At 40.1% G+C, this 13,641-nt stretch carries 16 protein-coding genes and 1 other annotated feature; all 16 genes read left to right on the forward strand.

Features of this window, described 5'->3' with window-relative positions:
• Positions 1 to 51 precede the first annotated feature (51 nt).
• The 16 genes from LIZ08_RS04045 to lacG all read left to right on the forward strand — a co-directional run bounded on the left by LIZ08_RS04045 (position 52) and on the right by lacG (position 13,568).
• Complete coding sequence (locus tag LIZ08_RS04045) at positions 52 to 594, forward strand: membrane lipoprotein lipid attachment site-containing protein (RefSeq protein WP_024055387.1); 543 nt, start codon at positions 52 to 54, stop codon at positions 592 to 594.
• A 137-nt stretch (positions 595 to 731) separates the two neighbouring features.
• Positions 732 to 819: a sequence feature (ribosomal protein L21 leader region), on the forward strand.
• A gap of 34 nt (positions 820 to 853) precedes the next feature.
• Positions 854 to 1,168 (forward strand): 50S ribosomal protein L21, encoded by a 315-nt coding sequence (gene rplU / locus LIZ08_RS04050; RefSeq protein ID WP_003007734.1) that lies wholly within the window; start codon positions 854 to 856, stop codon positions 1,166 to 1,168.
• 15 nt (positions 1,169 to 1,183) lie between these two features.
• Complete coding sequence (locus tag LIZ08_RS04055) at positions 1,184 to 1,528, forward strand: ribosomal-processing cysteine protease Prp (protein ID WP_003002581.1); 345 nt, start codon at positions 1,184 to 1,186, stop codon at positions 1,526 to 1,528.
• 17 nt (positions 1,529 to 1,545) lie between these two features.
• The gene (gene rpmA, locus LIZ08_RS04060) at positions 1,546 to 1,839 is read left to right on the forward strand and encodes a 50S ribosomal protein L27 (protein WP_003002805.1); all 294 of its coding nucleotides are present in this window, start codon (positions 1,546 to 1,548) and stop codon (positions 1,837 to 1,839) included.
• Positions 1,840 to 2,052: 213 nt separating this feature from the next.
• Positions 2,053 to 2,799, forward strand: coding sequence for a DeoR/GlpR family DNA-binding transcription regulator (locus LIZ08_RS04065; protein WP_009731217.1), 747 nt, complete (start codon positions 2,053 to 2,055; stop codon positions 2,797 to 2,799).
• 341 nt (positions 2,800 to 3,140) lie between these two features.
• Positions 3,141 to 3,617: a PTS sugar transporter subunit IIA gene (locus tag LIZ08_RS04070; RefSeq protein ID WP_023918370.1), complete on the forward strand. Its 477-nt coding sequence runs from the start codon at positions 3,141 to 3,143 to the stop codon at positions 3,615 to 3,617.
• A 35-nt stretch (positions 3,618 to 3,652) separates the two neighbouring features.
• A complete protein-coding gene (locus LIZ08_RS04075) occupies positions 3,653 to 3,958 on the forward strand; it encodes a PTS sugar transporter subunit IIB (protein WP_003002828.1) in 306 nt (101 codons plus the stop codon).
• A 99-nt stretch (positions 3,959 to 4,057) separates the two neighbouring features.
• Positions 4,058 to 5,533 carry a PTS galactitol transporter subunit IIC gene (locus LIZ08_RS04080; RefSeq protein ID WP_049498245.1) on the forward strand — a complete coding sequence of 492 codons (1,476 nt, stop codon included), beginning with the start codon at positions 4,058 to 4,060 and terminating at the stop codon, positions 5,531 to 5,533.
• 203 nt (positions 5,534 to 5,736) lie between these two features.
• Entirely contained in the window at positions 5,737 to 6,162 is a 426-nt protein-coding gene (gene lacA / locus LIZ08_RS04085) for a galactose-6-phosphate isomerase subunit LacA (RefSeq protein ID WP_003007724.1), read from the forward strand.
• Positions 6,163 to 6,178: 16 nt separating this feature from the next.
• Positions 6,179 to 6,694: a galactose-6-phosphate isomerase subunit LacB gene (gene lacB, locus LIZ08_RS04090; protein WP_003002763.1), complete on the forward strand. Its 516-nt coding sequence runs from the start codon at positions 6,179 to 6,181 to the stop codon at positions 6,692 to 6,694.
• Between the two features lie 10 nt (positions 6,695 to 6,704).
• The gene (locus LIZ08_RS04095) at positions 6,705 to 7,634 is read left to right on the forward strand and encodes a tagatose-6-phosphate kinase (protein WP_227038326.1); all 930 of its coding nucleotides are present in this window, start codon (positions 6,705 to 6,707) and stop codon (positions 7,632 to 7,634) included.
• Between the two features lies 1 nt (position 7,635).
• Positions 7,636 to 8,616 (forward strand): tagatose-bisphosphate aldolase, encoded by a 981-nt coding sequence (lacD, locus tag LIZ08_RS04100; protein ID WP_003007720.1) that lies wholly within the window; start codon positions 7,636 to 7,638, stop codon positions 8,614 to 8,616.
• 451 nt (positions 8,617 to 9,067) lie between these two features.
• Positions 9,068 to 9,901, forward strand: coding sequence for a PRD domain-containing protein (locus LIZ08_RS04105; RefSeq protein ID WP_021153391.1), 834 nt, complete (start codon positions 9,068 to 9,070; stop codon positions 9,899 to 9,901).
• Between the two features lie 34 nt (positions 9,902 to 9,935).
• Positions 9,936 to 10,253, forward strand: coding sequence for a PTS lactose/cellobiose transporter subunit IIA (locus LIZ08_RS04110; protein WP_003007713.1), 318 nt, complete (start codon positions 9,936 to 9,938; stop codon positions 10,251 to 10,253).
• Positions 10,253 to 11,947 (forward strand): lactose-specific PTS transporter subunit EIIC, encoded by a 1,695-nt coding sequence (locus tag LIZ08_RS04115; protein WP_227038327.1) that lies wholly within the window; start codon positions 10,253 to 10,255, stop codon positions 11,945 to 11,947. The genes LIZ08_RS04110 and LIZ08_RS04115 overlap by 1 nt, the downstream gene beginning before the upstream one ends.
• Positions 11,948 to 12,161: 214 nt before the next feature.
• Positions 12,162 to 13,568 (forward strand): 6-phospho-beta-galactosidase, encoded by a 1,407-nt coding sequence (lacG, locus tag LIZ08_RS04120; protein WP_319637117.1) that lies wholly within the window; start codon positions 12,162 to 12,164, stop codon positions 13,566 to 13,568.
• Positions 13,569 to 13,641 lie beyond the last annotated feature (73 nt).

The following is a 13,641-nucleotide window of genomic DNA, read 5'->3' on the forward strand; positions in this document are numbered from 1 at the left end:
AGAGACTGGGCGTATCCAGCCTCTTTTTCTAACCAACTTAAAGGAGACAAGATGAAAAAAATTATCGTATTAATGACAAGTTTGCTTCTGTTGACAGGCTGTGTCAAAGTATCGTTTACTGGCCCGAAAAAAGAAGAGAAGACTAGCCAATCAAGCAATAGAAAAAAAGAACCCCTCACATTTGTCAGGGCCGAGCAGTATAAAGACCAGGACAACGAAGTCTTGGAAGCGTCTGAGAAATTTATCAAGGAACATCCAACGCTTGGAGAAGCTGGAAAATTATTTGTCTTTTTTCCAGGATATACCTTTGGAAATGAGGAAAATCGCTTCGCCTTATTCTTTATTGTGAATCGTACCACCACAACCATCGATCGTGATGGATCCTTTGTCCTGAATTTGGAATATGATGGAGAGCCACTTTTTAAAGATGTCACAGTTGACTATGAAGTGAGCGAATCGGGTGTGTTAAAACCCAATACTGCTGCAGCGATTCCGATAAAAATTACTAAGGAACAAGAAGAAAAAATGAAGGGGATGAACGATTCGTCTAAAGCCAAAATGAGCTTCAATGACTTTAAATTTAAGGATAAGTAGATAAAGGCAGGTTTTGAATGCGATCTTAAACTACAAGATACAAAAAATAGATTTTTCAAAGAAAATTCGCTTTCAAAGCGCAAAAATACTTGTCTTTGTCTGATAGAAGTGATATACTTAGAGAGTTGACTATGCACATGCCTGTGCAACCGCTCGAACATCGTCGCTCATTTCTATGAGAGTAAGTGGTTCGTCCCACGATGCTAGGCGAGTCTTCACAAAAATACGGGGAAACCCAAAAATACATAGGAGGTGCATAATGAGCACATACGCAATCATTAAAACTGGCGGAAAACAAGTTAAAGTTGAAGTTGGTCAAGCAGTCTACGTTGAAAAATTGAACGTTGAAGCTGGTCAAGAAGTTACATTTAACGAAGTTGTTCTTGTTGGTGGTGAAAACACTGTTGTCGGAACTCCACTTGTTTCAGGAGCTACTGTTGTTGGAACTGTTGAAAAACAAGGAAAACAAAAGAAAGTTGTTACTTACAAGTACAAACCTAAAAAAGGTAGCCACCGTAAACAAGGTCACCGTCAACCTTACACTAAAGTTGTCATCAACGCTATCAACGCTTAATTTTTAGGAGAACACATGATACAAGCAGTCTTTGAACGAGCCGAAGATGGCGAGCTGAGGAGTGCAGAAATCACTGGGCACGCTGGAAGCGGTGAATATGGCTTTGATGTCGTGTGTGCATCGGTTTCGACTCTAGCCATTAACTTTGTCAACTCCGTTGAGAAATTTGCAGGCTACGAACCGGATCTAGAATTAAACGAAGAAGAAGGTGGCTTCCTTCGGGTCACAATCCCGACAGATATTCCACCACATCAAAGAGAAATGACCCAACTATTCTTTGAATCATTTTTCTTAGGGATGGCAAACTTATCGGAGAACTCTTCAGAGTTCGTCCAAACAAGAGTTATCACAGAAAACTAACATGGAGGAAAACAATTATGTTGAAATTGAATCTTGCTAACTTGCAACTTTTCGCCCACAAAAAAGGTGGAGGTTCTACATCAAACGGACGTGATTCACAAGCAAAACGTCTTGGAGCTAAAGCAGCTGATGGACAAACTGTAACAGGTGGATCTATCCTTTACCGTCAACGCGGAACACACATCTACCCAGGTGTGAACGTTGGACGTGGTGGAGACGATACTTTGTTCGCAAAAGTTGAAGGCGTAGTACGCTTCGAACGTAAAGGTCGCGATAAAAAACAAGTTTCTGTTTACCCAATCGCAAAATAAAAAGGTTTTCTAAACCTTTTTGTCCCGAGCCTTGATCCAAAGGTGAGGAAGCTAGAAATAGCAAAATTAAAGCTTTCTGATTTATCAGAAGGCTTTTTTCTTTTATTTATTTAAAAATATCATGTTTACCCTTGTTAATATAATGTTTGAATTTGTGTTTTTTGAAAAATATAGTATAATAGAGACAAATATAGTAGGAATGGAAGTAGTACCATGAAAGATAGCAGACATGTTGAAATTCTTCAGGAACTGGATCGAAAAAGTGTGGTATCAGTCAAAGAACTCAAGGAACTCTTTGGGGTGACAGACATGACCATTCGTCGCGATCTGATCGATCTTGAAAAACAAGGTCTTTTAGTTCGTGTACATGGTGGAGCCCACAAAAAGGTAAAAGATAGCTTGTTAGAGGCTTCTCACAGTGAGAAAAATCTCATCAATATTGATGAGAAACGAACCATAGCAAAAAAATGTGCAGAGTTGATCGAAAATGGGGATACCGTCTTTATTGGGTCTGGTACGACAACAGATTTTATCGGCGACTATTTAGAAGGAAAGGAAATCAGTATTGTCACCAATTCCCTCCCCATTTTTGAAAAGCTAAAAGATTTTCCAAATTATGACTTGATCTTAGTTGGAGGTCGCTACCGGGTGAAGACACAAACTTTTGTCGGTCAATTTGCCAATAAACTCTTGAAAGAAATCAAGGTTTCTAAAGCTTTCATCGGGGTCAATGGCATCGATGGGCATCATGTTTCCACAGCCAATGAAGAAGAGGGAAATGGTAATGCTATTATTCTAAACAACGCAATTGAGAAATATGTGGTTGCTGATAACAGTAAGTTTGATAGCTATTCTTTCTATAGTTTCTATCGAGTGGAAGACCTGAATGCCATTATTACTGATGATAGTATTCCAAAGAAGATCAAAGACAAATATGCCTTGTATACGAAAATCATATAAAATGAGAGGCTGGGACAAAAGTCCTAGCCTCTCAATTGTCTTTGGATTGTCGAGCAAGACGCAGTGGTTGAGTGGGCTCTACTACGCTGATTTTATCAGCTTTTACAGCCCTACTCAACTGTGCGGAGGTGGGACGACGAAATCGAATTCTAACGAATTACCGATTTCTGTCCCACTCTCTTTTTACTGATTTAATGATGTTGGAAAATGACGGATAGAAAGCGCTTTAGAGTAATATATAAACAAAAATAAACAAATCTAGACAAAAAAAGATTGACAATCAATCAATATAGTGATATACTGAAGCTATAAATAAATAGTTAGATAAGGAGGTGGCAACAATGGGATTAAATCAACTCTTTAACAAAGATCTTGTGTTTTGCCTACATGCCAAGGATCAAACAGATCTCTTTGAGCAGGTAGCAAGCTTATTGGAAGAGCGACAGATTGTGACACCAACCTATCGTTCCGCTTTGATTGAGCGTGAAAAGTCTTTCCCGACTGGATTAGACATGGAATTTCTTGGTAAGGACTTACCAAATGTGGCGATCCCGCACACAGACATTGTCCATAATCTCACTGAGAATGTGGTTGTGGTTCGTTTGGATCAACCCGTAACTTTCCATAATATGATTGCTCCAGATAAGGAAGTTCAAGTTTCACTCTTATTCTTTATTATCAATAATACGAGCTCAAGCCAAACCAATATTTTGGCCCAACTGATGGATTTCTTTACATCCAATGGAAATCTCGAAGCTCTATCAAAATTAGATAGTGAAGATAAGCTTTATCAATACATTACGGAAACTATTTCCTAAAACATTCGTAAATATTTATAATGGAGGACATCCAAATGATTAAAATTTTAGCTGCCTGTGGTGCAGGTGTTAACTCTAGCCACCAAATTAAGAATGCGTTGGAAGAAGAGTTGTCAAACCGTGGTTATGATGTGCGTTGTGACGCTGTCATGGTCAAAGACGTCAATGAAGATTTGATTTCTGGTTATGACATCTTTACTCCAATTGCTGCAACTGATTTGGGATTCGATCCTGGTATTCCAGTGGTAGAAGCAGGACCAATCTTGTTCCGTATTCCAGCGATGAGTGCGCCAGTCTTTGATAACATCGAAGCTGCCATTAAAGAACATGGATTAAGTTAATATTTTTTTAAACGTGATTGTAAGCGTTATCCAATTATAAAATTGGGAACACTTTCTGCTGTAAATTACAAAAAAATTCATAAATCGGGAGGATTTATTATGAATGGCATTATTGATTTTGCCAATAAATTTTTCAAACCCATCCTAGACATGGGTGCTCCGATCATCATGTTGATCGTCTTGACTTTATTGGCTCTCTTATTTGGAGTGAAATTCTCTAAAGCCCTTGAAGGTGGTATTAAACTTGCCATCGCCCTTACTGGTATCGGTGCTATCATCGGTATGTTGAATGGAGCTTTCTCAGCATCTCTTGCAAAATTCGTTGAGAATACTGGTATTCAATTGAATATCACAGACGTTGGTTGGGCGCCTCTTGCGACCATTACTTGGGGGTCTGCCTGGACACTTTACTTCTTGTTGATTATGTTGATCGTCAACGTTATCATGCTTGCGATCAAGAAAACTGATACACTTGACGTCGATATCTTCGATATCTGGCACTTGTCTATCACTGGTCTTTTGATCAAATGGTATGCTGACAACAACGGTGTCAGCCAAGGAGTTTCACTTTTCGTTGCAACTCTTGCCGTTGTCCTTGTAGGGGTTATGAAAATCATCAACTCAGACTTGATGAAACCAACATTTGATGATTTGTTGAATGCACCAAGTTCATCACCTATGACATCTACTCACATGAACTACATGATGAACCCAATCATCATGGTCTTGGATAAAATCTTTGACAAATTCTTCCCAGGTCTTGATAAATACGACTTCGACGCTGCTAAATTGAACAAGAAGATCGGTTTCTGGGGATCTAAATTCTTTATCGGTTTCCTTCTTGGTATCGTCATCGGTATCATGGGTACTCCACATCCAGTTGCTGGTGTGCAAGATGCTGACAAATGGGAATTGGTTATTAAAGGTTGGTTGAGCCTTGGTTTGACTGCCGGTGTCTGCTTGGAATTGTTCTCATTGATCGGTTCTTGGTTCATCGCAGCAGTAGAACCATTGTCACAAGGTATTACAAACGTTGCTACTAAACGTCTTCAAGGACGTAAATTCAACATCGGTTTGGACTGGCCATTTATCGCTGGTCGTGCTGAAATCTGGGCTTGTGCCAACGTACTTGCACCAATCATGTTGATCGAAGCAGTGCTTCTTTCTAAAGTCGGAAATGGTATCTTGCCACTTGCAGGGATCATCGCTATGGGTGTAACTCCAGCCTTGTTGGTTGTAACACGCGGTAAATTGATCCGTATGATCATCTTCGGAAGCCTTCTCTTGCCACTCTTCCTTCTTTCAGGTACATTGATTGCACCATTTGCAACTCAATTGGCTAAGAGTGTTGATGCCTTCCCTAAAGGGGTAGCTTCTACTCAATTGATCACTCACTCAACTCTTGAAGGACCAGTTGAAAAATTGCTCGGTTGGACAATCGGTAACGCAACAACTGGTGATATCAAAGCTATCCTTGGTGTAGTTGTCTTCTTGGCATTCTATATCGGAATCTTCGCTTGGTACAGAAAACAAATGATCAAACGTAACGAAGAATATGCTGCAAATGCAAAATAATCGTTCCATGTAGTTTGAAAACTGACACCATATCTTTTCTAGATATGGTGTTTTTATTTTTAAAAAAATGTTCGAAAATAAACAATTTAATGTTGACTTTCGTTCGAAATAGGTGTAATATAATATCAAAAGTAAGAAAATGTTTCTTTGTGAAAAATTAACAACAGGAATATTTGCTGAAACAAACAAAAGGAGGACAGGACATGTCTATTGTAATTGGTGCAGATGCTGCAGGATTAAGATTAAAAGATCTCGTGAAAGAGTTTCTTGTAAAAGAAAACTTCGATGTTGTAGATGTAACCGCTGAAGGTCAAGATTTTGTAGATGTGACACTTGCAGTTGCGAGCGAAGTGAACAAAAACGATCAAAATCTTGGAATCGTGATTGATGCTTATGGAGCTGGTCCATTTATGGTTGCGACTAAAATCAAAGGAATGGTGGCAGCAGAAGTTTCAGATGAACGTTCTGCTTATATGACACGTGGACACAACAATTCTCGAATGATTACCATGGGAGCTGAAATTGTTGGAGATGAATTGGCGAAAAACATTGCCAAAGGCTTCGTCAATGGTAAATACGACGGCGGCCGTCACCAAATCCGTGTTGATATGTTGAATAAGATGTGCTAATGAGAGGAGAATTCAAATGAGAATTGCAATTGGTTGTGATCACATTGTGACAAATGAAAAAATGGCTGTTTCTGATTTTTTGAAATCAAAAGGATACGAAGTGCTCGACTTTGGGACTTATGACCATACACGTACCCACTATCCAATCTTTGGTAAGAAAGTCGGTGAAGCCGTAGCAAGTGGCCAAGCAGATCTTGGTGTTTGTATCTGTGGTACTGGTGTTGGGATTAACAATGCTGTTAACAAAGTACCTGGTATCCGTTCTGCCTTGGTACGCGATATGACAACTGCTCTTTATGCAAAAGAAGAATTGAACGCGAATGTCATCGGGTTTGGGGGTAAAATTACTGGTGAATTGCTCATGTGCGATATCATTGAAGCATTCATCCACGCTGAATACAAACCAACTGAAGAAAATAAAAAATTGATCGCTAAGATCCAACATGTGGAAACCCATAATGCTCATCAAGCGGATGCTGATTTCTTTACAGAATTCCTTGAAAAATGGGACCGTGGTGAATACCACGACTAAGAGGTGACGTATGATATTAACGGTCACGATGAACCCTTCGATTGATATTTCTTATCCTTTGGATGTACTCCAGTTGGATACAGTCAATCGTGTAGCTGAGGTGAGTAAGACAGCTGGTGGAAAAGGTCTCAATGTTACCCGTGTACTTTCTGAGATAAAGGATCCAGTGGCAACGACTGGCCTACTTGGTGGTCGGACGGGGCAATTCATTCTCGATCATTTAGGAGAAGGGATAGAGGAACGTTTCTTTGAAATTGCTGGAGATACACGTAATTGTATCGCCATCCTTCACGAAGGCAAGCAAACAGAAATCTTAGAAAAAGGTCCAACCATTTCTGAGAAAGAAGGCCAAGACTTTCTCGACCATTATCGTCACTTGGTTGAACAAGTAGAGGTTGTTGCCATCTCTGGAAGTCTTCCTGCTGGTTTACCAGTGGACTACTATGCTAGCCTTGTTAAGATTGCAAGGGAAGCTGGGAAACCAGTCGTACTTGATTGCTCGGGAGCTTCTTTAGAAGCTGCCATTCAAGCAGCTGTCAAGCCTACGGTCATTAAACCAAACAATGAAGAATTATCACAGTTGTTAGGAAAAGAAGTGAGTAAGAATGTGGAAGACTTAAAAGAAGTTCTTCAGGATTCTCTCTTTGATGGCATCGAATGGGTGATTGTCTCCCTTGGTGCAAATGGCGCTTTCGCTAAGCATGGGGATGTCTTCTATAAGGTAGATATTCCTAAGATCGATGTCGTCAATCCAGTCGGATCTGGTGATTCGACTGTTGCAGGGATTGCATCTGGTCTCTATCATCATGAGAGTGACGCAGACTTGCTCAAGAAAGCAAATGTTCTTGGAATGTTAAATGCACAAGAAGCACAAACAGGACATGTCAACATGGGGCACTATGATGCCTTGTATCAACAATTAATCGTAAAAGAGGTATAAAATGGTATTAACAGAACAAAAACGCAACTATTTGGAACGTCTTAGTACAAAAGACGGTGTCATTTCAGCTTTGGCCTTCGACCAACGTGGGGCTTTGAAACGCTTGATGGCCAAATACCAAGACACAGAACCAACAGTAGCACAAATGGAAGAATTAAAAGTCCTTGTAGCTGATGAATTGACAAAATATGCTTCATCTATGTTATTGGACCCAGAATATGGTCTACCTGCTACAAAAGCCTTGGACAAAGATGCAGGACTCTTGCTCGCATACGAAAAGACAGGCTACGATACGTCTAGCACCAAACGCTTGCCTGACTGCTTGAACCTTTGGTCAGCAAAACGCATCAAAGAACAAGGCGCAGATGCTGTGAAATTCTTGCTCTACTATGATGTAGATAGTGCAGATGAACTCAACCAAGAAAAACAAGCTTATATCGAACGCATCGGTTCTGAATGCGCTGCTGAAGATATTCCATTCTTCCTTGAAATCTTGGCTTATGATGAAGGAATTGCAGATGCAACCTCTGCTGAATATGCGAAAGTGAAACCTCGTAAGGTGATTGAGGCTATGAAAGTCTTTTCAGATCCTCGTTTCAATATCGATGTCTTGAAAGTGGAAGTTCCAGTTAATGTGAACTTCGTGGAAGGATTTGGAGAAGGAGAAGTTGTCTATAGTCGTGAAGAAGCAGCTGCTTTCTTCAAAGAACAAGAAGAAGCAACCAACCTTCCATACATCTACCTCAGTGCAGGTGTATCAGCTAAGCTCTTCCAAGAAACCTTGGAATTTGCTCATGCATCTGGTGCAAACTTCAACGGTGTTCTTTGTGGACGTGCGACATGGGCAGGTTCAGTAGAAGCTTACATCAAAGATGGAGAAGCAGCTGCTCGTGAATGGCTTCGTACAGAAGGTCGACAAAATATTGAAGAATTGAACGCAGTCTTAGCTAAAGTAGCAACACCTTGGACAGAACGCGTATAAGTTTCAAATGATGATTGCCTCCTAAAGCAACAGTTAGAGAGTGGGACAGAAATCGGTCATTCGTTAGAATTCGATTTCGTCGTCCCACCTCCGCACAGTTGAGTAGGGCTGTAAAAGCTGATGAAATCAGCGTAGTAGAGCCCACTCAACCACTGCGTCTTGCTCGACAATCCAAAGATGATTGAGAGGCTAGGACTTTTGTCCCAGCCTCTTCATTATTTTAAGGTCTTGTTTATTTTTTATAAAAAAATGTTTAAAAATTTTCGCTGTAAGGGTTTACAAAACAAAAAGCTTATGATAGAATAAGTTCATAAGTTGAATAGCAGTGAGCGTTACTAAGTTAGATTAGGCGTGACCACAAGTAGACTGAACAATTAGTGTAGGCTAGTTTTTTCGGTTGCTTCGTGGTCATTTTTATTTGCTTTTAACAAATTTTACAAAGGAGAGCCTCATGTATCGTATTATCCATCCAATGAACAATAATGTTGCTTTGGTTCAAAATGAACTACAACAAGAGTTGATTGTTATTGGGAGTGGGATTGCATTTGGGAAAAAGAAAAATGATCTAGTAGCTGATGATAAGGTCGAAAAAGTATTTCGTTTAAATACGGATGAGTCAAGAGAAAACTTTATGGCCCTTCTAAAGGATGTTCCTCTTGATTTCATTACAACCACTTATGAAGTGATTGATACCTTGTCTAAGAAATATGCCTATCCTGTTCAAGAATATATCTATGTGACATTAACAGATCACATCTTTTGTTCTTACCAGGCAGTTCAACAGGGAAGATATAAATACAGTGACCTTCCTGATGTGTCTGCTATGCACCCGATTCCCTATAAAATCGCAAAAGAAGCGATTGAGATCTTTCGAAAGCGGCTCTTGGATCAATTTCCTGACGATGAAGTGAATCGCATCGCTTATCATTTCATTAATGCACAAGGGGAAATGATTCATGAGCAAGATCCAGATGTCCAGGACCGACAAGTTATTTTGAAAGCTGTAGAAGAAAAACTAGCTCAAAATGGATTGAAACGGAAAGAAGAAAACAGTCATTTCTATGATCGCTTTATGATCCATCTCAATTATTTCCTAGATTCGCTAGATAAGGGAAGAGAAGATCCAGAAGGTTTGAGCGAGATGGAACAACTGATTCAGCTAAGTTATCCAAAGGCTTATGAGATTAGTCATCAAATCTACCAAACCATCGCTGAACAGACAGGAGCCAAGATATCTCCTAATGAAAAAGTCTATTTAGCCCTTCATATTCAACGTCTATTATAAAAATTTTCAAAAGGTATCATAAGGAGGAACCAACATGAATAAAGAAGAAGTCCAATTACTTGGCTTTGAAATTGTCGCTTATGCCGGTGACGCTCGATCAAAATTAGTGGAAGCCTTAAAAGCTGCTGAAAATGGTGATTTTGCTAAAGCAGAATCCTTAGTAGAAGAAGCAGGGTCTTGTATCGCTGAGGCTCACAAATCTCAAACGACCATGCTAGCGCATGAAGCAGCAGGAGAAGAAATCCCCTATAGCATTACCATGATGCATGGTCAAGACCATCTCATGACAACGATCCTATTAAAAGACGTGATTCACCATCTGATTGAACTATATAAAAGAGGAGCGAAATAATGAATAAACTGATTGAACTGATTGAAAAAGGGAAACCATTCTTTGAAAAAATTTCTCGAAACAAATATTTGCGAGCGATTCGGGATGGCTTTATTGCAGGGATGCCTGTTATCCTTTTCTCATCTATTTTCATCCTAATTGCGTATGTACCAAACGCTTGGGGATTCCATTGGTCTAAAGATATTGAAACTTTCTTGATGACTCCATATAGCTATTCTATGGGCATCTTGGCCTTCTTCGTTGGTGGGACAACGGCTAAGGCTTTGACTGATTCAATGAACCGTGACCTCCCAGCAACCAACCAAATCAACTTCATTTCTACAATGTTGGCTTCTATGGTTGGCTTCTTGCTCATGGCTGCTGAACCTGCTAAAGATGGCGGATTCTTAACAGCATTCATGGGGACTAAAGGGTTGCTAACAGCCTTTATTGCAGCCTTTGTTACCGTTAATGTTTACAAGGTCTGCGTGAAAAACAATGTGACGATTCGCATGCCAGACGAAGTTCCACCAAATATCTCTCAAGTATTTAAAGACTTGATTCCATTCACTGTATCAGTGGTTCTCCTTTATGGACTTGAATTGATTGTTAAGGGCGGTCTCGGTGTAACAGTAGCTGAATCTATCGGTACGCTTCTTGCTCCTCTCTTCTCAGCAGCAGATGGTTATGTTGGAATTACGATCATTTTCGGTGCTTTTGCATTCTTCTGGTTTATTGGTATTCACGGCCCATCTATCGTTGAGCCTGCGATTGCAGCGATCACTTATGCAAATGCCGAAGTCAACTTGAACCTCCTTCAACAAGGTATGCACGCTGATAAGATCCTTACATCTGGTACACAAATGTTCATCGTCACTATGGGTGGTACTGGTGCAACTCTTGTTGTTCCGTTCATGTTTATGTGGTTATGTAAATCGAAACGAAATCGTGCTATTGGACGCGCTTCAGTAGTTCCTACATTCTTTGGTGTAAACGAACCAATCTTGTTTGGTGCACCACTTGTTTTGAACCCAATCTTCTTTATCCCATTCATCTTTGCACCAATTGCAAACGTATGGATCTTTAAGTTCTTTATTGAAACACTTGGCATGAACTCATTTACTGCCAACCTTCCATGGACTACACCAGGACCTCTTGGTATTGTTCTTGGTACAAACTTCCAGTTCTTATCATTCGCTCTTGCAGCATTGTTAATTGTAGTAGATATTGTTATCTACTATCCATTCCTCAAGGTTTATGATGAACAAATTCTTGAAGAAGAACGTTCAGGTAAAACTAATGATGAATTAAAAGAAAAGGTAGCTGCAAACTTTAACACTGCAAAAGCAGATGCTATTCTTGAAAAAGCTGGAGTAGATTCAGCACAAAATACAATTACTGAAGAAACAAACGTCCTCGTTCTTTGTGCTGGTGGAGGAACAAGTGGTCTTCTTGCCAATGCTTTGAATAAAGCCGCAGAAGAGTATAAAGTTCCAGTTAAAGCTGCAGCAGGTGGCTATGGAGCCCACCGTGAAATGTTGCCAGAATTTGACCTTGTTATCTTGGCGCCTCAGGTTGCTTCAAACTATGAAGATATGAAGGCTGAAACAGATAAACTTGGAATCAAATTGGCTAAGACTGAAGGAGCTCAATACATCAAGTTGACTCGTGATGGTAAAGGCGCTCTTGCATTCGTTCAAGCTCAATTCGATTAACGATAGGGACTGTGAAACAGTCTCCTATCGTAACGGAAATCGCTATGGCGATTTTCCTAATCGACTTGTTAATTCGTCGGTAAAAATATATCGTTTTTACCTCCTCATGTCACAATTCGGTGGCTTGGTACAAGAAGTGAGATGGAGATGGATGGCTCACTAACTCCTCTCCATCTTGCTTTATTTTTATTTTATGATTGAGAAGGGGAAACTTATGTCAAAAACATTACCTAAAGATTTTATTTTCGGTGGGGCAACAGCGGCATATCAGGCTGAAGGTGCAACTCATACAGATGGTAAAGGACCAGTTGCATGGGACAAATACTTAGCAGACAACTATTGGTATACTGCTGAACCAGCGAGTGATTTCTACCATAAATATCCAGTAGACTTACAGTTGGCGGAAGAATATGGCGTAAACGGAATTCGTATTTCTATTGCTTGGTCACGTATTTTCCCAACTGGCTATGGTGAAGTCAATCCAAAAGGGGTAGAATTCTATCATAAGTTATTTGCAGAATGCCATAAACGTCATGTAGAACCATTCGTAACTCTTCACCACTTTGATACTCCTGAAGCTCTTCACTCAAATGGAGACTTCTTGAATCGTGAAAATATCGAACACTTTGTAGATTATGCTGCTTTCTGTTTTGAAGAATTCCCAGAAGTCAACTACTGGACAACCTTCAATGAAATTGGCCCAATCGGTGATGGTCAATACTTGGTTGGTAAATTCCCACCAGGTATTCAATATGACCTTGCCAAAGTCTTCCAATCTCACCACAATATGATGGTTTCTCATGCACGTGCTGTGAAATTGTACAAAGACAAAGGTTATAAAGGTGAAATCGGGGTTGTTCACGCACTTCCAACTAAGTATCCATTGGATCCAGAAAATCCAGCAGACGTTCGGGCGGCTGAATTGGAAGATATCATCCACAACAAATTTATCTTGGATGCTACTTACCTTGGACACTATTCAGATGCAACCATGGAAGGGGTCAATCACATCTTATCTGTCAATGGTGGTAGCTTGGATCTTCGTGACGAAGACTTTGCAGCGCTTGAAGCAGCAAAAGATTTGAACGACTTCCTTGGAATTAACTACTACATGAGTGATTGGATGGAAGCATTTGATGGTGAAACTGAAATCATCCACAACGGTAAAGGGGAAAAAGGAAGCTCTAAGTACCAAATCAAAGGTGTTGGACGTCGTGTAGCTCCTGACTATGTCCCTCGTACAGACTGGGACTGGATCATCTACCCTCAAGGTTTGTATGATCAAATAATGCGTGTCAAGAAAGATTATCCAAACTACAAGAAGATCTACATCACTGAAAACGGACTGGGCTACAAAGATGAGTTTGTGGACAATACGGTTTATGACGATGGACGGATTGATTATGTGAAACAACACTTGGAAGTCTTGTCTGATGCGATTGCCGATGGTGCAAACGTCAAAGGTTACTTCATCTGGTCTCTCATGGACGTCTTCTCTTGGTCTAATGGTTACGAAAAACGCTATGGTCTCTTCTATGTAGACTTTGAAACCCAAGAGCGCTATCCGAAGAAATCGGCTCATTGGTACAAGAAAGTGGCAGAAAGTCAAGTGATTGAATAAGTAAAAGAGGCTGGGACAAAAGTTCTAGCCTCTCAATTATTTTTGGATTGTCGAGCAAGACGCAGTTGTTGAG

The sequence above is a fragment of the Streptococcus sp. 210928-DFI.4.42 genome (genome assembly GCF_020554365.1).
In the GTDB taxonomy this organism is placed as follows: Bacteria; Bacillota; Bacilli; order Lactobacillales; family Streptococcaceae; genus Streptococcus; species Streptococcus parasanguinis_S.